Origin of the sequence: Actinomadura sp. 9N407, assembly GCF_044326315.1 — a bacterium.
In the GTDB taxonomy this organism is placed as follows: domain Bacteria; phylum Actinomycetota; class Actinomycetes; order Streptosporangiales; family Streptosporangiaceae; genus Spirillospora.
The window spans coordinates 164,427-189,984 of the sequence record NZ_JBIRAW010000001.1 but is presented as its reverse complement, the minus strand read 5'-3'; the positions used below and the strand labels follow the sequence as shown (position 1 = coordinate 189,984).

The following is a 25,558-nucleotide window of genomic DNA, read 5'->3' as shown; positions in this document are numbered from 1 at the left end:
TTGTCACTTCCCGAGCGTCATGCGCATCTGGCCCGCGCCGTCCCGGCCGATTCTTTGTCACACCTGTGAGTAATTCCTGATGTCAAGTTCTACAAACGAGGGGATTGCGGCCCAGGTGACGCGGCTGGTTGACTATGCGTTCGCTACTCCTGAGTAGAGACGTGATCGAGGGGGGCGCGCCGGCGGTGGAAAGCGGCACGCCATCGAACCGGCCGGGTGTGCCCCCGGCCCTGCGACGGGGAGCGTGCCAGGCCGGCGCACCGGCGGTACCCCGCAGAAAGGGGACGGGGACTGTCCGACGTTTTTTGGTCACTGTTCATTTCCTGTTCCGGAGCCCGGCGAAGTGCCCGGCACCGGTGTTAAGAAAACGCCTCTGATCGGGAAAGCACTGCGTGATGTCGTCCAGCGAGTTCCTTCCTCTTTCCGCCGCACAGCGCAGCGTCTGGTACGCGCAGCAACTGGCCCCGGAAACACCGATTCACATCGCGCAGTACATCGAGATCGAAGGACCGGTCGAGCCGGAGTTGTTCGACCGGGTCGCGCGTATCGCCGCGCACGAGGCCGAGTCGCTGAATGTGCGGCTGGCCGAGCGGGACGGAATGGCCGGCCAGATCGTGGACCCCGCCGCGTCCGCGACCATTTCGCTGCTCGACCTGAGCGCCGAAGCCGACCCGCGGGCCGCCGCGCGCGCGTGGATGCGCGACCGGATGGCCGAGCCGCTGCCGCTGGACGGCGACCGGCTCCATGACAACCGGCTGCTGCGGCTGGCACCGGATCTGCACTGGTGGTACCTGCGGGTGCACCATGTGATCGAGGACGCCTACAGCGGCCTGATCATCAGCCGCCGCGCCGCCGAGATCTACACGACGCTGGCCGGCGGCGGCACGTACGTGCCCGCCGAGCGCGGCTCGTACCGGACCGTGCTGGCCGACGAGGCCGCCTACCGCGAGTCGGAGCGGTACGAGCGGGACCGCGCCTACTGGACCGAGCGGTTCGCCGACCGCCCGGTCGCGGTGAGCCTGTCGGAGGAGACGGCCGCGCCGACCGCCGACTACCTGAGCCGGATCGTCACGATCCCGCCGGAGCCGGCGGCCGGGCTGGCGGCGGGCGCGCGCCGGCTGCGCACCGCCACCCAGGGGCTGGCGATCGCCGCGACCGCCGCCTACGTGGCCCGGATGACCGGGACCGACGACGTGATCCTCGGGCTGGCGGTCACCGGCCGGACCACCCAGATCGCCCTGGAGACCCCGGCGCAGCTGGCCACGGTCCTGCCGCTGCGGGTGACCGTACGGCCGGACATGACGGTCGAGCAGCTGGTACGCGCCGCGACCCGGGCCGCCGCGCGGGGACTGCGGCACCAGCGGTACCGGCGCGAGGACCTGCTGCGCGACCTGAAGCTGCTCGGCGAGCGCCGCCGGATCCACGGGCCGGTCATCAACATCATGGCCTTCGACTACCGGCTGGACTTCGCCGGCCTGCCGGCCCGGGTGCACGCCCTCACGACCGGGCCGATCGACGACCTGTCGATCAACATCTACGACAACTCCGACGGCGCCGGGATGCGGGTCGACTTCGACGCGCATCCCGACCTCTACACCGCCGACCAGGTCGCCTCGCACCAGGACCGCTACATCCGCTACCTGCGCGCCCTCGCGGCCGCCGACCCCGACACCCCGCTGCACGCGGTCGAGTTGCTGGACGAGGCCGAACGGCACCTGGTCCTGAACGAGTGGAACGACACCGCGCTTCCCGTCGCGCCCGCCGTCGTCCCCGAGCTGGTGGAGGCGCAGGCGGCCCGCACGCCCGGCGCGACCGCCGTCGTCGCTGGCCCCACCCGGCTGACCTACGCCGAGCTGAACGCGCGCGCCAACCGGCTGGCCCGCCACCTGGTCGCCCAGGGCGTCGGTACCGAGGACTTCGTCGCGCTGGCGCTGCCGAGGACGGCCGACCTGGTCGTGGCCGCGCTCGCGGTGCTGAAGGCGGGCGCCGCGTACCAGCCGATCGACCTTGCGTACCCGCCCGACCGGGTCGCCTACATGCTCGCCGACGCCGCCCCCGCCTGCGCGATCACCACCGCCGGCGCCGCCCTGCCCGGCGGCACGCCGCGCGTCGAGCTGGACACGCTCGACCTGGCCGCGTACTCCGGGACCGACCTCACCGACGCCGAACGGGTCCGCCCGCTGCGGCCGGGCAACTCCGCCTACGTCATCCACACCTCCGGCTCGACCGGCCGCCCCAAGGGCGTGGTGATCTCGCACGCCAGCGTCGTGGACTTCTGCGCGGAGTCGATGGCGGGCTACGGGCCGGCCCGGATGGCGCGGGTGCTGTTCTCCACCTCGCTCAACTTCGACGTGTCGCTGTTCGAGTGGCTGGTGCCGCTCACCGCCGGCGGCGAGATCGAGGTCGTCCGCGACCTGCTGGAGGTCGCCGAGCGCGGCGGCTGGGAGGGCACGCTGGTCAGCGGCGTGCCGTCCGCGGTGGCGGTGCTGCTGGCGCGGGGCGGGCCCGCGCTGCGCGTGGGCGACCTGGCCCTCGGCGGCGAGGCGCTGCCGCCACGGCTGCTGCAGGACGCCAGGGCGCTGCTGCCGGACGCGCGGATCTCCAACATCTACGGCCCGACCGAGGCGACCGTCTTCGTCACCGGCTGGTACGACGACGGCAACCTCCAGGGGCTCGCGCCGATCGGCCGCCCGATGGCCAACACCCGCGCGTACGTGCTGGACACCACCCTGCGTCCCGTTCCCCCCGGCGTACCGGGCGAGCTGTACGTGGCGGGCGACGGCCTGGCCCGCGGCTACCTGCGGCGGCCGGACCTGACCGCCGACCGGTTCGTGGCCTGCCCGTTCGGGCGGCCCGGCGAGCGGATGTACCGGACCGGCGACCTGGTGCGCTGGAATCGCGACGGGCAGATCGAGTACCTGGGCCGGCTCGACCACCAGGTGAAGGTCCGCGGCTTCCGGATCGAGCTGGGGGAGATCGAGATCGCGCTCGCCGCGCATCCGCGCGTGACGCAGAGCGTGGTGGTGGCCCGCGAGGACGCCGCCGGGGACACGGTCCTGGTCGGCTACGTCACCGGCGTCCCGGGCGATCCCGTCGATCCGGCCGAGCTGCGCGCCTTCACCGCCGGGACGCTGCCCGGCTACATGGTGCCGTCGGCGGTCGTCGTGCTCGACGCGATGCCGCTGAGCCCCAACGGCAAGCTGGACCGTGCCGCGCTGCCCGCACCCGACCTCTCCGCGCCCGCCGTGAGCCGCGCGCCGCGCGACGCCCGCGAGGAGATCCTCTGCGGGATCTTCGCCGAGGTGCTCGGCGTGCGCCGGGTCGGCCTGCACGACGGCTTCTTCGACCACGGCGGCGACTCCCTCAAGGCCACCCGCGTGGTCGCCCGCGCCCGCGCCGCACTGGGCGTAGAGCTGGCCGTACGGGCGCTGTTCGAGACGCCGACGGTCGCCGGGCTGGCCGCGCACATCGCCGAGGCCGGCGCGGGAAGCGACCGGCCCGCGCTGGAACGGCGCGCCGGCCGGCCCGACCCGCTTCCGGTGTCGTACGCGCAGGAACGGCTGTGGTTTCTCAACCGGCTCGACGGGCCGACCGCCACGTACAACATGCCGATCCCGCTGCGGATCACCGGCGATCTCGACCACGGCGCGATGCGGGCCGCGCTGCACGACGTCGTCACCCGCCACGAGTCGCTGCGCACCGTCTTCGCCGACCGCGACGGCGAGCCGTACCAGCGCGTCCTGGACCCGGACGAGGCCGCCCCGCGGCTCGTCATCGGCTCGGTCGCGCCCGGCGACCTGCACGCCGCGCTCCTGGCCGACGCCACCCGCGGCTTCGACCTGGCCGCCGAGACGCCGCTGCGAGCCCACCTGTACCGGACGGCGCCCGGCGAGCACCTGCTGCTACTCGTCCTGCACCACATCGCCGCCGACGGCTGGTCGATGGCGCCGCTGGCCAAGGACCTCATCAGCGCCTACCTGGCGCGCCGCGAAGGACTGGCACCCGAATGGGCGCCACTGCCCGTCCAGTACGCCGACTACGCGATCTGGCAGCGCGAGCTCCTCGGCGCCGAGGACGACCCCGGCAGCCTCGCCGCCCGGCAGTTGGCGCACTGGAAGCGGGCCCTGGCCGGCCTACCCGACCAGATCCGGCTTCCGGCCGACCGGCCGCGACCCGAGCGCGCCTCGTACCGGGGCGCCCAGATCCCCTTCGAGGTGAACGGCGAGCTGGCCGAACGGCTGGCCGCGCTGGCCCGCGAGCACCACGTCAGCCTGTTCATGGTGCTGCAGGCCGCGCTCGCCTCGCTGCTCACCGGGCTCGGCGCCGGGACCGACATCCCGATCGGCTCGCCGATCGCCGGCCGGACCGACGAGGGCCTGGACGACCTGGTCGGCGTCTTCGTCAACACGGTGGTGCTGCGCACCGACACCTCCGGCGACCCCGCCTTCGCCGAACTGCTGGCGCGCGTCCGCGAGACCGACCTGGTGGCGTACGCGCACCAGGACGTCCCGTTCGAGCGCCTCGTCGAGACCCTCAACCCCGCCCGGTCGCTGGCCCGGCACCCGCTGTTCCAGGTCATGCTCACGCTGCAGAACAACCCCGAGGCCGCGGTGGAGCTGCCGGGGCTGACCGTCGCCCCCGAACCGGTGGACGCCGGGGTCGCCAAGTTCGATCTCGAGTTCCTGCTGGAGGAGGACGGGGGCGGGGACGGGCTCGCCGGGACACTGGAGTACGCGCTCGACCTGTTCGACCGGGAGACCGCCGAACGCCTGGCCGCCGCGTACGTCCACGTCCTGGAGGCCGTGGCCGCCGACGCCGCCGTGACCGTCGGGGCCCTGGCACCTCCGGGCTTCGTGCCGAGCGAGCGGCCCGTCGCCGCCGGGCCCGAGGTCAAGCGCCTCGTCGCGTACGTCGTCGCCGCGCCCGGCCAGCGCGTCGACCCCGAGGAACTGCGCGCCCACGTCCGCGAGAGCCTGCCCGAGTCGATGGTCCCGGCCGCCGTCGTCGTCCTCGACGCGATGCCACTCACCCCCAACGGGAAGGTCGACGTCAAGGCGCTGCCCAAGCCGGAGCTCGCGGCGCCCGTTCCCGCGACCGCCTACCGGGCACCGCGCACCGCCCGCGAGGAGGCCATCGCGGCCGTCTTCGCCGGACTCCTCGGCGCCGAGCGCGTCGGGATCGACGACGACTTCTTCGCGCTGGGCGGCAACTCGCTGATCGCGATGCGGGTCGTCAGCCGGATCCGCCGCGCCCTGGACACCGAGGTCCCCGTCCGCGCCCTGTTCGAGACCCCGACCGTCGCGGGACTGGCCGCGCTGCTGGACGAGGCGTCCGGACCGAGGCGCCCGGCGCTGACGGCCCGCGAGCGTCCGGCGACCCTGCCGCCCTCGTACGCGCAGCAGCGGCACTGGTTCCTCAACCGCTTCGAGGGACCGTCCGCCACGTACAACATGCCGCTGGCCCTGCGGATCCGCGGTGCCCTCGACCCCGCCGCCCTCCAGGACGCGCTCGGCGACGTCGTCACGCGGCACGAGTCGCTGCGCACGATCCTGCCCGACAGCGGCGGCGTCCCCCGGCAACTGATCCTCGACCCGGCCGCAGCCCGTCCCGAACTGGAGATCGTCGACACCACCGCCGCCGAACTCCCGGCCCGGCTCGGCATGGCCGCCGGATACGCCTTCGACATCTCCGCCGAGCCCCCGCTGCGCGCCCACCTGTTCCGGCTGGGGCCGGACGACCATGTGGCGCTGCTACTCATGCACCACATCGCGGGTGATGGGTGGTCGATGGCGCCGCTGGCGCGTGATGTGATCGTGGCGTACGGGGCGCGGGTGTCAGGGGCTGTGCCGGAGTGGGCTCCGTTGCCGGTGCAGTATGCGGATTATTCGTTGTGGCAGCGGGAGTTGCTGGGGTCGGAGGATGACCCGGGCAGTCTGGTGTCGCGGCAGATCGCGTATTGGCGGGGTGCGCTGGCGGGGTTGCCGGAGGAGTTGGCGTTGCCGTCGGACCGTCCGCGTCCGGCCGAGGCCTCATACCGCGGCGGCACCGCCCGCTTCCGGCTCGGCCCCGACGTGCGGACCGCCCTGCTCGCCCTCGCCCGCGAGACCGGCACCAGCCCGTTCATGATCGCCCAGGCCGCGTTCGCCGCCCTGCTGACCCGGCTCGGCGGCGGCACCGACGTCCCGATCGGCTCGCCGATCGCGGGGCGTACCGACGAGGCCCTGGACGATCTGGTCGGCATGTTCGTCAACATGCTCGTCTTCCGTACCGACACGTCCGGCGATCCGTCGTTCCGTGAACTGGTCGCCCGGGTGAAGGAGACGGACCTGGCGGCGTACGCGCACCAGGACGTCCCGTTCGAGCGCCTGGTCGAGGTCCTGAACCCGCCGCGCCACCTCGGCCGCCACCCGCTCTTCCAGGTCGGCCTGACCTTCCAGAACAACCCCGAGGCCCGGCTGGAGATGCCCGGCTTCACCGCCGAACCCGAGCCGCTGCACGCCGGCGTCTCCCGCTTCGACCTGCTGATGGTCCTCACCGAGCGTCCCGACGGGCTGGACGGGGAACTGGAGTACGCGCTCGATCTCTACGACCCCGCGACGGCCGGCCGCCTGACCGCCCGGTTCGAGCGCTACCTGACCGCCCTGCTCACCGACCCGGGCGCCCGGATCGGCGAGGTCGACATCCTCGACCCGGCCGAACGCACCACCCTGCTGAGTGATTGGGCCGGGGGGCATGAGGCCGTGCCGGTGCACGGCGACACGATCGTTTCGTTGTTCGAGGCGCGGGTGGCGGAGAGTCCGGGTGCGGTGGCGGTGTCGTTCGAGGGCCGGGCGCTGTCGTATGGGGAGTTGAACGCGTGGGCGAATCGGCTGGCGCGCTCTTTGGTGGCGCGGGGTGTGGGTCCTGAGCGTTTCGTGGCGTTGAAGTTGCCGCGTTCGGTGGAGTTGGTCGTGGCGGTGCTGGCGGTGCTGAAGGCCGGTGCCGCGTACGTTCCGATCGACCCGGACTACCCGTCCGGCCGCATCGCCGCGATGGTGGACGACGCCGATCCGGTCGTGACCATCGAGTCGGTGGACCGCTGCGACGGCTACGCGGACGGGAACCTGGACGTTGCGATCTCGCCGGACAATCCGGCCTATGTGATCTACACGTCGGGTTCGACGGGTCGTCCCAAGGGTGTTGTGGTCCCGCATGCGAACGTCGTGCGGCTGCTGGGTTCGACGGAGGGCCGGTTCGGGTTCGGTGCGGACGATGTGTGGACGTTGTTCCACTCGTATGCGTTCGATTTCTCGGTGTGGGAGTTGTGGGGTTCGCTGCTGTACGGGGGCCGGCTGGTCGTGGTCCCGTATCTGACGTCGCGTTCGCCGGAGGACTTTCTGCGGCTGCTGGAGACCGAGCGCGTCACGGTTCTGAATCAGACGCCGTCGGCGTTCTACCAGCTGATGGCCGCCGACCGGGATAACCCTGGCGTGGATGTGTCGGCGTTGCGGTACGTGGTGTTCGGTGGTGAGGCCCTGGAGTTGGGTCGTCTGGATGACTGGTACTCCCGGCACGCCGACAACGCGCCAACGCTGGTCAACATGTATGGGATCACCGAGACCACGGTGCATGTCTCGCACATTGAGTTGGACCGCGCCTATGCGGCGACCGCGCCGGGCAGTGTCATCGGCACCGGCATCCCCGACCTGCGCATCTACGTCCTGGACGGCCGTCTCCAACCCGTTCCGGCGGGTGTGGTCGGCGAACTGTACGTCGCGGGCCCCGGTCTGGCGCGCGGGTATCTGAATCGTCCGGGTCTGTCGGCGGAGCGGTTTGTCGCTGACCCGCACGGGGCGCCTGGGACGCGGATGTATCGCACCGGCGATCTGGGTCGCTGGCTGGCCGACGGTCGCCTTGAATACTTGGGGCGCTCAGATCAGCAGGTGCAGTTGCGTGGGTTCCGGATCGAGCCGGGCGAGATCGAGGCGGTCCTGGCCCGTCATGAGGCGGTGTCGGATGTTGCGGTCATCGTTCGTGATGAGCGGTTGATCGCCTACATCGTCGGCAAGGACGACGATCTGCGCGCGCACGCCGCCCAGCACCTTCCCGGCTACATGGTCCCGGCCGCGGTCGTCGAACTCGGCGCTCTGCCGTTGACCTCGAACGGCAAGCTGGACCGCAAAGCGCTTCCCGATCCCGATTTCTCGGCCAAGGTGTCCTCGCGGGCACCTGGCACCCCCCAAGAAGAGACCCTCGCGGGCCTGTTCGCCGAGGTTCTCAATCTTGAACGGGTCGGGGTCGAGGACGGGTTCTTCGACTTGGGCGGTGACTCGATCATCGCCATCCAGCTCGTGTCCCGGGCCCGCCAGTCCGGCCTGGTCATCTCCCCCCGCGAAGTCTTCCAGCACCAGACCGTCCAGGAACTGGCCGCCATCGCCCGCCCCGCCGGCGAGGCCGAGACCATCGAGACCGAGCCGCCCGGCACCGGGATGGGACCGGTCCCGGTCACGCCGATCGTCGCGTGGCTGCGGGAGCGGGTCGGCGGGGACGCCTCGCTGGTCAAGGGCTTCCACCAGTCGATGCTGCTGCGGGCACCCGCCGATCTCGGCGTGGAGCGGCTCGCGGAGGCACTGCGGACGCTGCTCGATCACCATGACATGCTCCGGCTTCGCCTCGACGTCGTGGACGGCGACCGCTGGCAGCCGGTCGTCCGGCAGCGCGGGACGGTCGACGCGCGTGACCTGATCACCCGGGTCGACACCGCCGGGCTGGACGCCGACAAGCTGAACGCGACCATCGCCGAGCAGGCGGCGGCCGCGCGGGACCGGCTCGACCCGGTCGGCGGCACGATGGCGCAGCTGGTGTGGTTCGACGCGGGGGAGGCGCAGGGTCGCCTGCTCGTTCTGCTGCATCACCTGGTCGTGGACGGGGTGTCCTGGCGGATCCTGCTGCCCGATCTCGTCGCCGCCTGGGCCGGCGTGGATCCGGAGCCGGTCGGGACCTCGTTCCGCCGCTGGGCGCAGCGGCTCTCGACGACGGCACGGCCGGACGACCTGGACGCCTGGCTCGACATCGTCGACGGGCCGAACCGGCCGCTGGCCGACCGTGCACTCGATCCGCGCGTGGACATCGCGGCCCGGGCGCGTTCGGTCAAGCTGGAACTGCCCGCCGACATCACCGGCCCGCTGCTCACCGACGTGCCCGCCGCGTTCCACGGCCGGGTCAACGACGTGCTGCTCACGGGGCTGGCCCTGGCGGTGACGCAGTGGCGCAAGCACCGGGGCGGCCGTGGCACCAGCGTGCTGCTGGACCTCGAAGGGCACGGCCGCGACGACTTCGTTCCCGGAACGGACCTGTCGCGGACGGCGGGCTGGTTCACCTCGATCCATCCCGTACGGCTGGACGCGGGCCAGGTCGACTGGGCCGTGGTACGCGACGGGGGCCCGGCCGTCGGCACCGCGCTGAAGAAGGTCAAGGAGCAGCTCCGCGCCGTTCCGGACGGCATCGGCTACGGCGTGCTGCGCTACCTCGGCGAAGGCGGCGGCGACGCGGCGGAGCTGGCCGAACTGCCGCCCGCGCAGATCGCGTTCAACTACCTGGGACGGGTCATGCCCGGCGACGAGGGCGGCGACTGGAGCATCGCGCCCGAGGAGCTTCCGCCGGGCGAGGACCCGGGGATGCCGATGGCGCATGCCCTGGAGATCAACGCCATCGCGCGGGACGGCCTGGCCGCCACCTGGACCTGGCCGGACGGGCTGTTCACCGAGGAGGAGGTACGGGAGCTGGCCGAGGACTGGTTCGCGGCTCTGCGCGGGCTCGTCGCCCATGTGGCCTCGGGCGATGGTGACGGTTTCACCCCGTCCGACCTGCTCGTGGAGCTCGACCAAGCGGAGATCGACAAGCTGCAGGACGCCTGGAGGGGGACCAATTGAACCGGGGGGACCTGGAGGACATCCTGCCGCTGTCGCCGCTCCAGCAGGGCTTCTTCTTCCATGCGCTGTTCGACCGCGAGGGCTCCGACGTCTACACGGCGCAGATCGTCCTGGAACTCGAAGGACCGCTGGACGTACCGGCGCTCCGTACGGCCGCTGACACGCTGCTGCGCCGCCATTCCAACCTGCGCGCCGCGTTCTGGCACGAGGACCTGTCCCGGCCCGTCCAGATCGTCCCGCGCGAGGTGGAGCTGCCGTGGGAGGAGGTCCGCGTCGCGTCCGAGGCCGAGGCGGACGCGGTGGTGGCGCGGGAACGGGCCCGCGGATTCGATGTCACGGCGCCGCCGCTGCTGCGGTTCACGCTGGTCGAGCTGGCCGCCGACCGCCATCGGCTGGTGTTCACCAACCACCACATCCTGCTGGACGGCTGGTCGACGCCGATCCTGGCGACCGAGCTGTTCCTGCTCTACATGCAGGGCGGGCACGACGCCGGGTTCCCGCGCGTCACCCCGTACAAGACCTATCTCGCCTGGCTCGCCCGGCAGGACCGGGGCGCGGCCGAGGAGGCCTGGCGGCACGCTCTGCAGGGCGTGGACGAGCCGAGCCTGGTGGCTCCGGAGGCCGCCGCCCGCCCGCCCGTGCCGCCGGAGGCGGTCACCGTCCATCTGGACGAGCGGCTCACCAAGCGGCTCGGCCGGGCCGCCCGCCGCCACGGCGTCACGCTCAGCACCGTCCTGCAGGGGACGTGGGGGCTTGTGCTGGGACGGCTGCTGGGCAGCGGCGACGTCGTCTTCGGCTCGACTGTCTCGGGCCGACCGGCCGACCTGCCCGGCGTCGAGCAGATGGTCGGGCTGTTCATCAACACGCTGCCGATCCGCGTCCGGCACAGCCCCGGCGACTCGCTCGCCGACCTCATGGAACGGCTGCAGGACGAGCAGACCGAGCTGCTCCCGCACCATCACCTCGGTCTGACCGAGATCCAGCGGGCGGCCGGGCATCGCGGCGCCCTGTTCGACACCATGACGGTGCTGGAGAACTATCCGTTCGATCCGGCGTCCATGGACGGCTCGCTCAACGGCGTGCGTATCGCCGCCGCCGACTCCTACGACGCGACGCACTTCCCGCTGTCGTTCGTCGCGGCGCCCGGTCCCGAGCTGCTGCTGCGGTTGCACTACCGGCCCGACGTGTACGAGCGGGACGTCGTGGAGGCGCTGCTCGCGCGGGTCCGGGCGTTCCTGGAGGCGTTCGCGGACGACTCGTCCCGCCTCATCGGCTCGGTCGAGCTGGGCGGCGAGGACGAGCGGGCGCGGCTCGCGGCCTGGAACGACACGGCCGTGACCACTGGAGAGCGCCCCGGCACGCTGCCCGAGCTGTTCGAGAAGCAGGCCGCCAGGACACCCGAGGTGGTGGCGCTGGTCTGCGGCGAACGTTCGCTGACGTTCCGCGAGCTGAACGCGAGCGCCAACCGGCTCGCGCACGACCTGATCGCGGGCGGCATCGGCCCAGAGGATCGGGTCGCGCTCGTCCTGCCGCGCACGCCGGAGATCGTCGTCGCGCTGCTCGGGGTGCTGAAGGCGGGCGCCGCGTACGTGCCCATCGATCCCGAATACCCGGCCGAGCGCATCGCCGACCTCCTGAACGACTGCCGTCCGGCTCGTACGCTCAGGCCCGGCGATGCCGCCGACGCCGGCGGACCAGACCACGATCCCGGTCGCCGGGCCAGGCCGGGCAACGCCGCGTACGTCATCTACACCTCGGGCTCCACCGGGCGGCCCAAGGGCGTCACCGTTCCCCACGAAGGGGTCCTCAACTACTTCGAGGTGCATCGGGCCGCCCTGTTCGAACCGGCGATCGCCGCGCACGGCCAGGACCGCCCGATGCGGTTCGCGCATCTGGCGTCGTTCTCGTTCGACACGTCCGTGATGGGCGTGCTGTGGATGATGTACGGCCAGGAACTGCACCTCATCGACGACGAGACCCGCCGCGACGCCCGGGCGTACACCGCCTATGTGGAACGCGCCCGGATCGATCTGATCAACACGACGCCCTCGCATTTCCAGGCGCTGCGCGAGGCGGGGTTCCTCGACGGACACCGGCCCGCGCACGTGCTGCTCGGCGGCGAGTCGATCAGCGACGAGCTGTGGCGCGAGCTGCGCGAGCTGACCGGGACGACCGTCCGCAACTTCTACGGGCCGACCGAATCGACGGTCGACACGATGAACGCCGCCGTGGTGAGCAGTGAGACGCCCACGGTCGGCGCCCCGCACACCGGCACCCGCGCCTACGTCCTGGACGCGGCGCTCCAGCCGGCCCCGGCAGGCGTTCCGGGCGAGCTGTACCTGGCGGGTGCCCAGCTGGCACGCGGCTACCTCGACCGGCCGGGCCTGACCGCCGAACGGTTCGTGGCCGACCCGTACGGGACCCCGGGCGAACGGATGTACCGCACCGGCGACCGCGCCCGCTGGCGTGCCGACGGCACCATCGAGCATCTCGGCCGGGTCGACGACCAGGTCAAGATCCGCGGTTACCGGGTCGAGCCTGCCGAGATCGAGAGCGTACTGGCCGCGTACGAGGGCGTCGCCCGCGCCGTGGTCGTCGTCCGCGACCGGCGGCTCGCGGGCTACGTCGTACCGGCCTCGGCGGACCTGGCCGGGCTACGCCGGCACGCCGCCGCGCGCCTGCCCGCCCACATGGTGCCGACGCTCACCGCGCTCGACGCCCTGCCACTGACCGTCAACGGCAAGCTCGACAAGGCCGCGCTGCCCGAACCCGGCACCGGCACCGCCGTCACCCGCGCGCCCCGCTCGCCGCAGGAGGAGATCCTCTGCGGCCTGTACGCCGAGGTGCTCGGGGTGTCCCGGGTCGGCGTCGACGACGGGTTCTTCGACCTCGGCGGCGACTCGCTCACCGCCACCCGCCTGATCGGCAAGGTCCGCTCCGCCTTCGGTGCCGAACTGCCGGTCCGCGCGCTGTTCGAGGCCCCGACCGTCGCGCGGCTGGCCGAACGGGTCGCCGAGGCGTCCGGTTCGGTACGTCCCGCGCTGGTGGCGCGGGAGGAGCGTCCGGACGTGGTCCCGCTGTCGTACGCGCAGCAGCGGCTCTGGTTCCTCAACCGCTTCGAGGGCCGCTCCGCCACGTTCAACATGCCGATCGCGCTGCGGCTCGACGGCGCCCTCGACCACGCGGCCCTGCGGGCGGCGCTCGGCGACGTCGTGGCACGGCACGAGTCGCTGCGCACGATCTTCCCGGATGCCTCCGGTACCGCCCGCCAGCTCGTCCTGGACGCGGCGACCGCCCGCCCCACGCTCTCCGTCATCGAGACCGGCGAGTCCGGCCTGCCGGGCGTCCTCGCCGCCGCGGCCGGTCAGGGCTTCGACCTGTCCGTCGAACCTCCCCTGCGCGCCGCCCTGTTCTCCCTGGGCGAGGACGCGCACGTCCTGATGCTGGTCCTGCATCACATCGCGGGTGATGGGTGGTCGATGGCGCCGCTGGCGCGTGATGTGATCGTGGCGTACGGGGCGCGGGTGTCGGGGGTTGTGCCGGAGTGGGCGCCGTTGCCGGTGCAGTATGCGGATTATTCGTTGTGGCAGCGGGAGTTGCTGGGGTCGGAGGATGACCCGGGCAGTCTGGTGTCGCGGCAGATCGCGTATTGGCGGGGTGCGCTGGCGGGGTTGCCGGAGGAGTTGGTGTTGCCGGCGGACCGTCCGCGTCCGGCCGAGGCCTCGTACCGAGGCGGCACCGTCCCCTTCGAGTTGGACGCCGACCTGCACGCCGGGCTCCGCAAGCTGGCCCGCGAGACCGGAGCCAGCCTCTTCATGGTGACGCAGGCAGCCTACGCGGCCCTGCTGACCCGGATGGGCGCCGGCACCGACGTCGCCATCGGCTCCCCGATCGCGGGGCGTACCGACGAGGCCCTGGACGATCTGGTCGGCATGTTCGTCAACATGCTCGTCCTGCGCACCGACACGTCCGGGGACCCGTCGTTCCGTGAACTGGTCGCCCGGGTGAAGGAGACGGACCTGGCGGCGTACGCGCACCAGGACGTCCCGTTCGAGCGCCTCGTCGACGTGCTCAATCCGGCCCGTTCGATGGCCAGGCACCCCCTCTTCCAGGTCGTTCTCTCGTTCCAGAACAACCCCGAGGCGAAGCTGGAACTGGACGGGCTCAGCGGCGGCGCCGAGTCCCTTCCCTCGGTCGCGGCCAAGTACGACCTGTCCCTGTACCTGGAAGAACGGCACGCCGAGGACGGCACCCCTGCCGGGATCGAGGGCGGCCTCGAATACGCCCTCGACCTGTTCGCCCCCGCCACCGCCCAGTCGCTCGCGGCTCGCTTTGAACGGCTGCTCCGCGAAATGGTCGCCGAGCCCGACGCCCCCATCGGCACCGCCGAGATCCTCGACCGCGCCGAACGCCGCACGCTGCTGAAGAAATGGGCCGGCGGCCGCGGGGGCGAACCGGCGGGCGACGCGACGATCGTCTCGTTGTTCGAGGCGCGGGCGGCTGCGTCTTCGGATGCGGTGGCGGTGTCGTTCGAGGGTCGGACGTTGTCGTATGGGGAGTTGAACGCGTGGGCGAATCGGCTGGCGCGGTCGCTGGTGGCGCGGGGTGCGGGTCCTGAGCGTTTCGTGGCGTTGAAGTTGCCGCGTTCGGTGGAGCTGGTCGTCGCGGTGCTGGCGGTGCTGAAGGCCGGTGCCGCGTACGTTCCGATCGACCCGGATTATCCAGCGGACCGGATCGCATACGTCCTGGACGACGCGCAACCGGTTTTGACGATCGACGAGGTCGGGGCGTGCGAGGAGTACGCCGATACCGACCTTGCAGTGCCGGTGTCGCCGGACAATCCGGCCTATGTGATCTACACGTCGGGTTCGACGGGTCGTCCCAAGGGTGTTGTGGTCCCGCATGCGAACGTCGTGCGGCTGCTGCGCTCGACCGAGGGCCGGTTCGGGTTCGGTGCCGATGATGTGTGGACGTTGTTCCACTCGTATGCGTTCGATTTCTCGGTGTGGGAGTTGTGGGGTTCGCTGCTGTACGGGGGCCGGCTGGTCGTGGTCCCGTATCTGACGTCGCGTTCGCCGGAGGACTTTCTGCGGCTGCTGGAGACCGAGCGCGTCACGGTTCTGAATCAGACGCCGTCGGCGTTCTACCAGCTGATGGCCGCCGACCGGGATAACCCTGGCGTGGATGTGTCGGCGTTGCGGTACGTGGTGTTCGGTGGTGAGGCCCTGGAGTTGGGTCGTCTGGATGACTGGTACTCCCGGCACGCCGACAACGCGCCAACGCTGGTCAACATGTATGGGATCACCGAGACCACGGTGCATGTCTCGCACATCGAGTTGGACCGCGCCTATGCGGCGACCGCGCCGGGCAGTGTCATCGGCACCGGCATCCCCGACCTGCGCATCTACGTCCTGGACGGCCGTCTCCAGCCGGTCCCCGCCGGTGTGGTCGGGGAGTTGTTCGTTGCGGGTCCTGGCCTGGCGCGCGGGTATCTCAACCGTCCGGGTCTGTCGGCGGAGCGTTTCGTCGCCGACCTGCACGGAGCGCCGGGCACGCGGATGTATCGCACCGGCGATCTGGGTCGCTGGCTGGCCGACGGTCGTCTCGAATACTTGGGGCGCTCAGATCAGCAGGTGCAGTTGCGTGGGTTCCGGATCGAGCCGGGCGAGATCGAGGCGGTCCTGGCCCGTCATGAGGCGGTGTCGGATGTTGCGGTCATCGTTCGTGATGAGCGGTTGATCGCCTACATCGTCGGCAAGGACGACGATCTGCGCGCGCACGCCGCCCAGCACCTTCCCGGCTACATGGTCCCGGCCGCGGTCGTCGAACTCGATGCTCTGCCGTTGACCTCGAACGGCAAGCTGGACCGCAAAGCGCTTCCCGATCCCGATTTCTCGGCCAAGGTGTCCTCGCGGGCACCTGGCACCCCCCAAGAAGAGACCCTCGCGGGCCTGTTCGCCGAGGTTCTCAATCTTGAACGGGTCGGGGTCGAGGACGGGTTCTTCGACTTGGGCGGTGACTCGATCATCGCCATCCAGCTCGTGTCCCGGGCCCGCCAGTCCGGCCTGGTCATCTCCCCCCGCGAAGTCTTCCAGCACCAGACCGTCCAGGAACTGGCCGCCATCGCCCGCCCCGCCGGCGAGGCCGAGACCATCGAGACCGAGCCGCCGGGCACCGGCGTGGGGCTCGTTCCGGCGACGCCGATCATGCGGTGGTTCCGGGAGGACCTGAACGGGCCGGTCGACGACTACAGCCAGCGGATGTTGCTCCAGGTACCGCCTGGCCTCCGCATGGACGATCTCACCCGCGCGCTGCAGCAGGTCATCGATCACCACGACATGCTGCGGCTCCGGGCCGATGCGACGGAGTTCGAGGTCACCGAGCCCGGCACGGTCGATGCCGCGACGCTCGTCGAGCGCGTCGACATCGCGGGTCTCGATGCGGAAGCGCTGCGGGCGACCCTCGCCGAGCAGGCCGCCGCGACCCGGGGCCGTCTTGACCCGGCGGCCGGGGTGATGGTGCGGCTGGTGTGGTTCGACGCGGGGCCGGAGCGTTCCGGACGGCTGCTGCTGACGCTGCATCACCTGGTCGTGGACGGGGTGTCCTGGCGGATCCTCATCCCCGATCTGGTCACCGCCTGGGCGGGGGAGGACCTGCAACCGGTCGGGACCTCGTTCCGCCGCTGGGCGCAGCGCCTCGTCGCTGAGGCGTCCAGTCCGGAACGGGCCGTCGAGCTGCCGCTGTGGTCGGAGATCCTCGCCACGCCGGATCCCCTTATCGGGGAACGGCCCCTCGACCCCGCGAGCGACACGTTCGGGAACGCCCGGCACCTCACCGTGGACCTCCCGCCGGAGGTGACAGGGCCGCTGCTCACCGACGTGCCCGCTGCGTTCCACGGCCGGATCAACGACGTGCTGCTCACCGGGCTGGCCCTTGCCGTCGCCGGCTGGCGCGGCGGCGACCAGACGGCCGTCCTGATCGATCTCGAAGGGCACGGCCGGGAGGAGATCGTCCCGGGCGTGGACCTGTCGCGCACCGTCGGCTGGTTCACCTCGATCTATCCCGTACGGCTGGACGCGGGAACGATCGGCCGGATGGAGATCCGGGAGGGCGGCCAGGCCGTCGGGACGGCGCTGAAGAAGGTGAAGGAGCAGCTGCGCGAGATCCCGGACAACGGCATCGGGTACGGGCTCCTGCGCCCCCGGCTGTCCGGCAGAGACGGCAGGGACGGCGAGGACGGCGAGACCACGCCCACCCCACAGATCGCGTTCAACTACCTGGGCCGGAGCGCCGTCCCCGAGGCCACCGACTGGGGCCCGGCGGACGCGGCGGAGAGCGGCGCGCTCGGCGGTGGCCAGGACGATGCGCTCGCGCTCGTACACGCGATCGAGGTCAACGCCCATACCCGTGACCTGCCGGGCGGGCCGGAGCTGTCGGCCACCTGGACCTGGGCGGGCGGGCTCCTGGACGCGGAACGGGTCCAGGACCTCGCCGACCGCTGGTGCGACGCGCTGCGCGGGCTGGTGGCGCATGTCGAGCAGGGCCGGGACGGCGGGCCGGTCGGCGGGTTCACGCCGTCCGACCTGGACCTGGTGTCGGTGAGCCAGGACGAGATCGACGAGCTGGCCGCGGAGCTGGACGCCGAAGAGGAGTGGGATTGACCGCGCAGCAGAAGAAGCCGCAGCTCGAGGACATCCTGCCGCTGTCGCCGTTGCAGCAGGGGCTCTTCTTCCACGCGCTGTACGACGACACCGGCCGGGACGCGTACACCGCGCAGATCGTCTTCGACCTGCGGGGCCCGCTGGACACCGGAGCCCTGCGCGCCGCCGCCGCGACGCTGCTGCGCCGGCACGCCAACCTGCGGGCCGGGTTCCGGCAGCGCAAGGAGGGCAGCGCCGTCCAGGTCGTGCATCGCCAGGTGCGGCTGCCGTGGGAAGAGATCGACCTGACCGATGACCCTGGCCGCGCCGGGGAGATCGCCGCCCGCGAGCGGGCCCTGCCGTTCGACATGGCCAAGCCGCCGCTGCTGCGGTTCGTCCTGCTCAGGCTGGCGGACGGCCTGCACCGGATGGTGTTCACCCATCACCACATCCTGCTGGACGGCTGGTCCACGCCGGTGCTGCAGACCGAGCTGTTCGCGCTCTACCTCGCCGGTGGCGACGACACCGGCCTGCCGCGCGTCGCTCCGTACAAGAACCATTTGGCCTGGCTGGCCGCGCAGGACAGGGACGCCGCCGAGAACGCCTGGCGCCGTGCGCTCGCCGGAGTGGACGAGCCGACCCTGCTGGCACCCAAGGCTGGCGAACCGGACGCCGTCACGTCTCCCGAGCGCGTCCGCGTCCGGCTCGACGAGGACCTGACGACCGCGCTGTCCGCCCGGGCCCGCGCCCAGGGCGTCACGCTGAACACGGTGCTGCAGCTCGGCTGGGGGCTGCTGCTCGGAGGACTCACCGGCCGTACGGACGTGGTGTTCGGCGCTGCGGTGTCGGGCCGCCCTCCCGAGCTGCCCGGCGTGGAGCAGATGATCGGGCTGTTCATCAACACGCTTCCGGTCCGGGTCGCGTTCCGGCCCGGCGACACGGTCGCGGACGCGCTCACCCGGGTGCAGGGCGAGCAGGCCGACCTGATGGCCCACCACCATCTCGGGCTGGCCGACATCCAGCGGCTCGCGGGTACGCGGGGCACGCTGTTCGACACGATGACGGTGCTGGAGAACTACCCGTTCGATCCCGGATCCGCCGGAACGGACCTGGGCGGGCTCAGTCTCCATGGTGTGGACGGCTACGACGCCACCCACTACCCGTACACGTTCGCGGCCGTACCGGGCCCGAGTCTGTCGCTGCGCCTGGACTACCGGGCCGACGTCTGCTCCGCCGCCGAGGCGGAACGGATGATGCGACGCTTCGTCACGATCCTCGACGCGATCGCGTACCGGCCCGAGGCCCCCGTCGCCCGGATCGGCGTCCTGGACGACGCCGAGCGCGGCGCGGCCCTGAGCGCATCGCGGGGAACGGCCACCGCCCGCCGCCCCGGCACCATCACCGACCGGTTCGCCGCCCGAGTCCAGGAGCACCCCCACGCCATCGCGCTCCGTACGGCCGACGGCGCGACCGTCACCTACGCCGAGCTGGACGCGCGCGCCAACCGGCTGGCCCACCGCCTGATCGCGCTCGGCGTCGGCCGCGAGACCCCGGTGGCCCTCCTCCTCGAACGTTCCGCCGATCTCGTGGCCACCTGCCTGGCGGTCCTCAAGGCGGGCTGCTGCTACGCGCCGATCCACCACGGCTACCCGCCGGAACGGATCGCCTGGGCGGTCTCCGAGGCCAGGGCACCGGTCCTCGTCGTCGACACCGCGATGGCGGATCGCGTCGCCGGTCTGGACACCGGCGCGCACGTCCTGCTGCTGGACGACGGCGACGGCCACCCCGCCACCGATCCCGGAGTCCCGGTCCAGCCCGACCAGCTCGCCTGCGTGTTCTTCACCTCCGGTTCGACCGGGGAGCCCAAGGGCGTCATGCTGCGGCACCGGGACGTCGTCGACCTGGCCACGGACTCCCTGCTGCAGGCGGATGCGCACGAACGCGTCCTGGTGCACTCCGCGCACGCCTTCGACGCCTCCCTCTACGAGCTGTGGACGCCGCTCCTGGGCGGCGGTACGGCCGCCATCGCGCCGCCGGGACGGCTCTCCGCCGAGGACCTCGAACGGATCGTCGGCGAGGCGGGCGTCACCGGGCTCTTCCTCACCACCACCCTGTTCAACCTCGTCGCGGAGGAACGGCCGCAGGCGTTCGCCGGGCTCAAGGAGGTCCTGACCGGCGGCGAAGCCGGCTCGGCCACCGCCATCCGCAGGGTTCTCGCCGCCTGTCCTGGGACGGCGGTCGGCAACGTGTACGGGCCGACCGAGACGACCACGTACGCCACCGCCGGCGGGCAGCGCGCGGCCCTCGCCGATCCCGGCGAGTCGACCACCGTGCTCGGCCGTCCGCTGGACGACATGCGGGTGTACGTGCTGGACGCGGCCCTGCGCCACGTCCCGCCCGGCGTGCCGGGGGAGGCCTACATCGCGGGCGCCGGGCTCGGCCGCGGCTACCTCGGGCGGCCCGCGCTGACGGCCGAACGGTACGTCGCCGACCCGTTCGGCGCCCCGGGCGACCGCATGTACCGCACCGGCGACCTGATGCGCCGCCGCCCCGACGGCACCCTGGAGTACCTCGACCGGGCCGACTTCCAGGTGAAGATCCGCGGGTTCCGGATCGAGCCGGGCGAGATCGAGGCGGCCATCGCCGCCCATCCGGCGGTCGCCAACGTCGCGGTGATCGCCCGCGAGGACGCCCCCGGCGTCAAGCGCCTGGTCGCCTACGTCGTCGCGACCGCCCCGCCCGAGGAGCTGCGCGCCTTCGTCGCCGAGCGGCTGCCGGAGTACATGGTCCCGGCGGCGTTCGTCCCGCTCGAGACGTTCCCGACCAACCTCAACGGCAAGCTCGACCGCACGGCGCTGCCCGCGCCCGACTTCGGCACCGCCGCCCGCGCCGGCCGCGACCCGCGCACCCCCGAGGAGGAGGTGCTGTGCGGGCTGTTCGCCGGTGCCCTCGGCCTGGAACGGGTCGGGGCCGACGTCGGCTTCTTCGACCTCGGCGGCGACAGCATCGCCGCGCTCAGGCTGGCCGGGCTGGCCCGCCGGGCGGAACTGGAGATCACGCCGCGCGACGTGTTCACCCACCAGACCGTGGAGGCGCTGACCCGGCTCGGCGAGCCGGCGGACCGGCTGGGCTTCGAGGTGCTGCTGCCGATCCGGACCGCCGGGACCCGGCCCCCGGTGTTCTTCGTGCATCCGGCGGGCGGCCTGGCCTGGAGCTACTTCCAGTTCCAGCGGCACCTGGGCGCCGACCGTCCGATCTACGGGCTCCAGGCGCGCGCGTTCACCGAGCCCGACCTGCCGGACTCGGTCGAGGAGACGGCCGCCGACTACCTCGCCCAGATCCGGACCGTGTGCCCGGCCGGGCCGTACCACCTGGTGGGCTGGTCGCTGGGCGGGCTGATCGCGTACGAGATGGCGCTGCGGCTGCGCGAGGCGGGCGAGGAGGTCGGCGTGCTCGCGCTGATCGACGCCTACCACGGCCAGGACCTGGAGGCCGACCGGCGCGAGATCCTGCCCGAGCTGCTGGAGTCGATCGGGATCGACGCGCGGATGGTCGCCGCCGACGGCAACCCCGACCTGGAGCAGATCATGGCGGTGCTCGCCGCGCGCGGCGACTCCCTGTCCACCCTCGCCGAGGGCGACCTGGTCAACGTCTACCGCAACTACGAGAACGGGCTGCGGCAGGCCGAGGAGTACCGGCCCGGGAGCTTCGGCGGCGACCTGCTGTTCTTCACCGCCCTGCAGGGCCGTACGACCGACGCGCCCACGGCCGCCGGCAACTGGGGACCCCTGGTCGGCGGCATCGAGGACCATCCCATCGACGCCGACCACCACCTGCTGATGGAGCCGGGCCCGGCCGCCGAGATGGGCGCGATCCTCGCCGCCCGGCTCGACAAGCTCGACTGACACCCCGGAACCCCCCACGAGAGGAACACCGATGAGCAACCCGTTCGAGGACCCCGACGGCACCTACCTCGTGCTCGTCAACGGCGAGGGGCAGCACTCGCTGTGGCCGTCGTTCGCCGAGGTGCCCGCCGGCTGGACGGTCGCCAAGGACGAGGACACCCGGCAGGCCTGCCTGGACCACATCGCCGAGCACTGGACGGACATGCGGCCGAAGAGCCTGATCGAGGCCATGGGTGACTAGCCCGGTCGAGGTCCCCGCCGTCACCGAGTGGACGATGGAGATGCTCGACAGCGCCGACCTGCGGCCCGCGCCGCTGCCCGGCGTCGAGATGACGTTCAGCCTCGCCCGCCGCCCGTCCGCCGACGTGAACCGGGCGCTGTACGCGGCGGTCGGGGCACCGGTCTGCTGGACCGACCGCTTCCCCTGGTCGTACGACGACTGGCGGGACTGGGTGCGGCGGCCGGGCCTGAGCACCTGGCTGGCGATGGCCGAGGGCACGCTCGCCGGGTTCTTCGAGATGGAGGCCCAGGACGGCGGCGACACCGAGATCCACCTGGTCGGCCTGACCCCGGCGTTCGTGGGGCTGGGATACGGGGGCTACCTGGTCGAGCAGTGCGTGCGGCGGGCCTGGCAGCGCGGGCGGCTGTGGGCCGAGGGCACCGGCCCGGCTTCCCGGGTGTGGCTGCGGACGAGTACGCTCGATCACCCGAGCGCGATGGCCAACTACCGGCGGCGCGGGTTCAAGGTGGCCGCCGAGTCCACCGGGCCCAAGCTCGTACCGGACCCCCGGGCGGCGCCGTGGCCGCTGCCCCGCGACCCCCGCCCGGCCCGGGACACGGGCGGGCGCGCCGGCCCGCACCCGGCCGACGAGGAGGAGTTGATCTCTTGACCTGGTTCCGCTGCGTGGAGACGCGCCCCTGGGCGTCGATGCGGCTGTTCTGCCTGCCGCACGCGGGCGGGTCGGCGGTCTTCTACCGGACCTGGGCACGCGAGCTCGGCCCGGCGGTGGAGATGCACACCGTGCAGTACCCGGGCCGCGCCGACCGGATGGCCGACCCGTTCGTCACCGACGCCCGGCAGCTCGCCCGGCTGATCGCCGGGGCGATGGCGCCGCTGCTCGACCGGCCCGCCGCGCTGTTCGGGCACAGCATGGGCGCCGTGCTGGCGTACGAGGTGGCGCGGCTGCTGCAGGAGCGAGGCACGCCCCCCGTCCACCTGTTCGTCTCCGGTGCCCGGCCGCCGCACGACCGCGACGACGAGCGCGTCGCCGGCCGCGACGACGACGGCGTGATCGCCGCGCTGGCCGAGCTCGGCGGCACCGATGCGGAAGTGCTGCAGGACGAGGAACTGCGCGAGCTGGTCATGCCGTACATCCGCAACGACTTCGCGCTGATCGAGGACTACGAGTACCGGCCCGAGCCGCGGCTGAACGTCCCGCTCACGGTGCTCCTCGGCGACAAGGACTCGCATGTCGACGAGGTGACGGCGGCCGGATGGCGCGAGGCCACCGACGCCGGTCCCGTCCGGGTGAAGGTCTTTCCGGGCGACCACTTCTACCTCGTACCGAAGCAGTCCGAGGTTGTGGCCGAGATCCTGCGGACCCTCGAGGTGCCCGCCGGCCCCTGACCCGGTACCAGGCCGGGGGCCGGCGGTCTCAAGACTTCCGCACACCTCTCTGTGATGGGTCGGTCGCCGCGCCGGTCAGTAGACCTCGACGCCGTACTCGCTCAGCGCCTCGCCGACCGGCTGGAAGAACGTCGTCCCGCCGATGGTGCAGTTGCCGCTGCCGCCCGAGGTCAGCCCGAGCGCGGTGGACCCGGCGAACAGCGAGCCGCCGCTGTCACCGGGCTCGGCGCACACCGTGGTCTGGATGAGTCCGCTGACGCTGCCCTCGGCATAGTTCACCGTCTGGTTGAGCGCCGTCACCTCGCCCTCGTGGACCTGGGTCGTGCTGCCGCTGCGGGTGACGTTCTGGCCGACCGCCGCCGCGCCCGCGCTCGTGATGTCCTGGGTACCGCCGTACAGGGACACCGTCCCCTGGGAGTCGGACGGCGTACCCGTGTACTTGACGATGCCGTAGTCGTCCCCGGGGAAGCTGCTGCCGTCGGTGTCGCCCAGCTTCTGGGTGTTGCCCTGGTCGGAGAACCAGGAGCCGCCGATGTCGGTGCAGTGCCCGGCGGTCAGGAAGAAGAACTCGCTTCCCCTCTTGACGTTGAAGCCGAGCGAGCAGCGCCCGCCGCCGGTGAAGATGGCCTCGCCACCGGCGGTGAACGTACGGAACTCTCCCGCGACGCGCTTGGTGCGCACGGCGGCGCCGTGCTTGCCCGCCGCGCTCCTCACCTTGGTCAGCTTGCTTCCGGTGACGGTGCTGTCCATGGAGAGCACCACCTGGTTGGTGGCGGGATCCACGGCCCAGGCGGTGCCGGGTACGGTCGCGTCGCGCTTGAGCGCGGCCATGACCTCCTTCAGGTCGGTGCCGCTGCGTTCGACCGTGCGCGGCTGTGCTCCGGCGGCGCGGACGGTCCGCGCGGCCCCGGTGTCGGTGACGGTGACCACCAGGGAGCCGGTGGCCTTGTCGATGTACGACCCGGCGCTGCGCGCGCCGAGCGTTCCCGCGAGCGACCGGGCGGTCTTGACCGCGCCGGCCTGCGGGGAGGGTGCGAGCGCGGCCGATGCTCCGGCCGGTGCCGCGGTCACGTCGTCCGGTGCGGCCGAGGCGACGACCAGGCCGGTCGCCACGACTCCGGTGGCCGCGCCGATGGCCGCGATGCCGCGAACGCGGGCATGACGGTGTTTCACTGAGCCTCCAGTGGGGGTTGGGCGCGCCCTTGTGGCGCGCCGGAGGTCACCGGACATGGTCGGAGATTCGCATTCCTCCGGGTAAGTCGAGAATGTGCCGAAGTTCGGTGGGCCGGTTGGGCACATTGGGTGCGGGAGGGTCCGCTGCGGCGGGGGAGACGGCCCTTGACGAGTGGTCCAATAAGTCCCCGCTGGGCCTCCCGCGCGCGCGGATCGCGTCGTACAGTCGAAGTCGGCGGGGGACCGGCAGGAGGCTGCGGAAAAACCCGCCCCCGGACGCCCCGCCCTGGGAGTCGCCATGGGCGTCGAGATCCGGGTCGAGGGGCTGCGCAAGTCGTTCGGGCGGCAGGTCATCTGGGAGGACGTGTCGTTCACGATCCCGGCGGGCGAGATCTCCGCGCTGCTGGGCCCCTCCGGCACCGGCAAGTCGGTGTTCCTCAAGAACCTCGTCGGCCTGCTGCGCCCCGACCGCGGCCACGTCTACGTCGGCGACGGCGACGTGCCCCGGCTGAGCGAGCACCGGCTGTACGAGATGCGCCGCAAGTTCGGTGTGCTGTTCCAGGACGGCGCGCTGTTCGGCTCCATGAACCTCTACGACAACATCGCCTTCCCATTGCGTGAACACACCAAGAAGAGCGAGTCGGAGATCCGGCGGATCGTGCTGGAGAAGATGGAGATGGTGGGGCTCGGCGGCAACGAGCAGAAGCTGCCCGGCGAGATCTCCGGCGGGATGAAGAAGCGCGCCGGCCTCGCCCGCGCGCTCGTCCTGGACCCCGAGGTGATCCTCGCCGACGAGCCCGACTCCGGCCTCGACCCGGTCCGTACCGCCTATCTCAACCAGCTGTTCGTGGACCTCAACACCGAGCTGGGCGCCACCTTCCTCATCGTCACCCACGACATCGGCACCGCCCGGGTGCTGCCCGACAACCTCGGCCTGCTGTTCCGGCGCGGCCTGGTGATGTTCGGGCCGCGCGAGATGATCCTGTCCAGCACGCACCCGGCGGTGAACCAGTTCTTCAACGCCCGGCGGCAGGGCCCGATCGGGATGGCCGAGGAGAAGGACCTGGCCCAGATGGAGGACGAGGGCCATGTCCCGCAGGCGATGCCCGCCCCGATCCCGCCGCAGCTGATGCCGAGCGACGGCAGCCTGCGTCCCGCGATGCGGCGGCCGGGGGAGTGGCTGCGGCAGCACCAGGTGAAACCGCCGCCCGGCTCGTTCATCGACGACGAGGGCCGCAACTGGCTCACCGAATGGGACCACCTGGTGATGTCACGGCAGCGCCCTCAGTGATGCGGGGGGCG

At 72.0% G+C, this 25,558-nt stretch carries 8 protein-coding genes; 7 read left to right on the top strand and 1 reads right to left on the bottom strand.

Features of this window, described 5'->3' with window-relative positions; genetic code table 11:
• The first annotated feature begins 395 nt into the window (after positions 1–395).
• Genes ACH34Q_RS00740 through ACH34Q_RS00715 form a run of 6 tightly spaced genes read left to right on the top strand, consistent with a single transcriptional unit; the run spans position 396 to position 23,083 of the window.
• Positions 396–9,911, top strand: a complete 9,516-nt coding sequence (locus ACH34Q_RS00740) for an amino acid adenylation domain-containing protein (RefSeq protein ID WP_395980694.1) — start codon at positions 396–398, stop codon at positions 9,909–9,911.
• Positions 9,908–17,572, top strand: coding sequence for an amino acid adenylation domain-containing protein (locus ACH34Q_RS00735; protein WP_395980693.1), 7,665 nt, complete (start codon positions 9,908–9,910; stop codon positions 17,570–17,572). The genes ACH34Q_RS00740 and ACH34Q_RS00735 overlap by 4 nt, the downstream gene beginning before the upstream one ends.
• A complete protein-coding gene (locus ACH34Q_RS00730) occupies positions 17,569–21,456 on the top strand; it encodes an amino acid adenylation domain-containing protein (RefSeq protein WP_395980692.1) in 3,888 nt (1,295 codons plus the stop codon). Before ACH34Q_RS00735 ends, ACH34Q_RS00730 begins: the two co-directional genes overlap by 4 nt.
• A 31-nt stretch (positions 21,457–21,487) precedes the next feature.
• A complete protein-coding gene (locus tag ACH34Q_RS00725) occupies positions 21,488–21,697 on the top strand; it encodes an MbtH family protein (protein ID WP_395980691.1) in 210 nt (69 codons plus the stop codon).
• Positions 21,690–22,346 (top strand): GNAT family N-acetyltransferase, encoded by a 657-nt coding sequence (locus ACH34Q_RS00720; protein ID WP_395980690.1) that lies wholly within the window; start codon positions 21,690–21,692, stop codon positions 22,344–22,346. The genes ACH34Q_RS00725 and ACH34Q_RS00720 overlap by 8 nt, the downstream gene beginning before the upstream one ends.
• Entirely contained in the window at positions 22,343–23,083 is a 741-nt protein-coding gene (locus ACH34Q_RS00715) for a thioesterase II family protein (protein ID WP_395980689.1), read from the top strand. Before ACH34Q_RS00720 ends, ACH34Q_RS00715 begins: the two co-directional genes overlap by 4 nt.
• A 75-nt stretch (positions 23,084–23,158) precedes the next feature.
• On the opposite strand, the gene ACH34Q_RS00710 is transcribed toward ACH34Q_RS00715, so the two are convergent.
• The gene (locus tag ACH34Q_RS00710) at positions 23,159–24,256 is read right to left on the bottom strand and encodes a S1 family peptidase (RefSeq protein ID WP_395980688.1); all 1,098 of its coding nucleotides are present in this window, start codon (positions 24,254–24,256) and stop codon (positions 23,159–23,161) included.
• 298 nt (positions 24,257–24,554) lie between these two features.
• Here ACH34Q_RS00710 and ACH34Q_RS00705 point away from each other — a divergent pair, with 298 nt between their 5' ends.
• Entirely contained in the window at positions 24,555–25,547 is a 993-nt protein-coding gene (locus tag ACH34Q_RS00705) for an ABC transporter ATP-binding protein (protein ID WP_395980687.1), read from the top strand.
• Positions 25,548–25,558 lie beyond the last annotated feature (11 nt).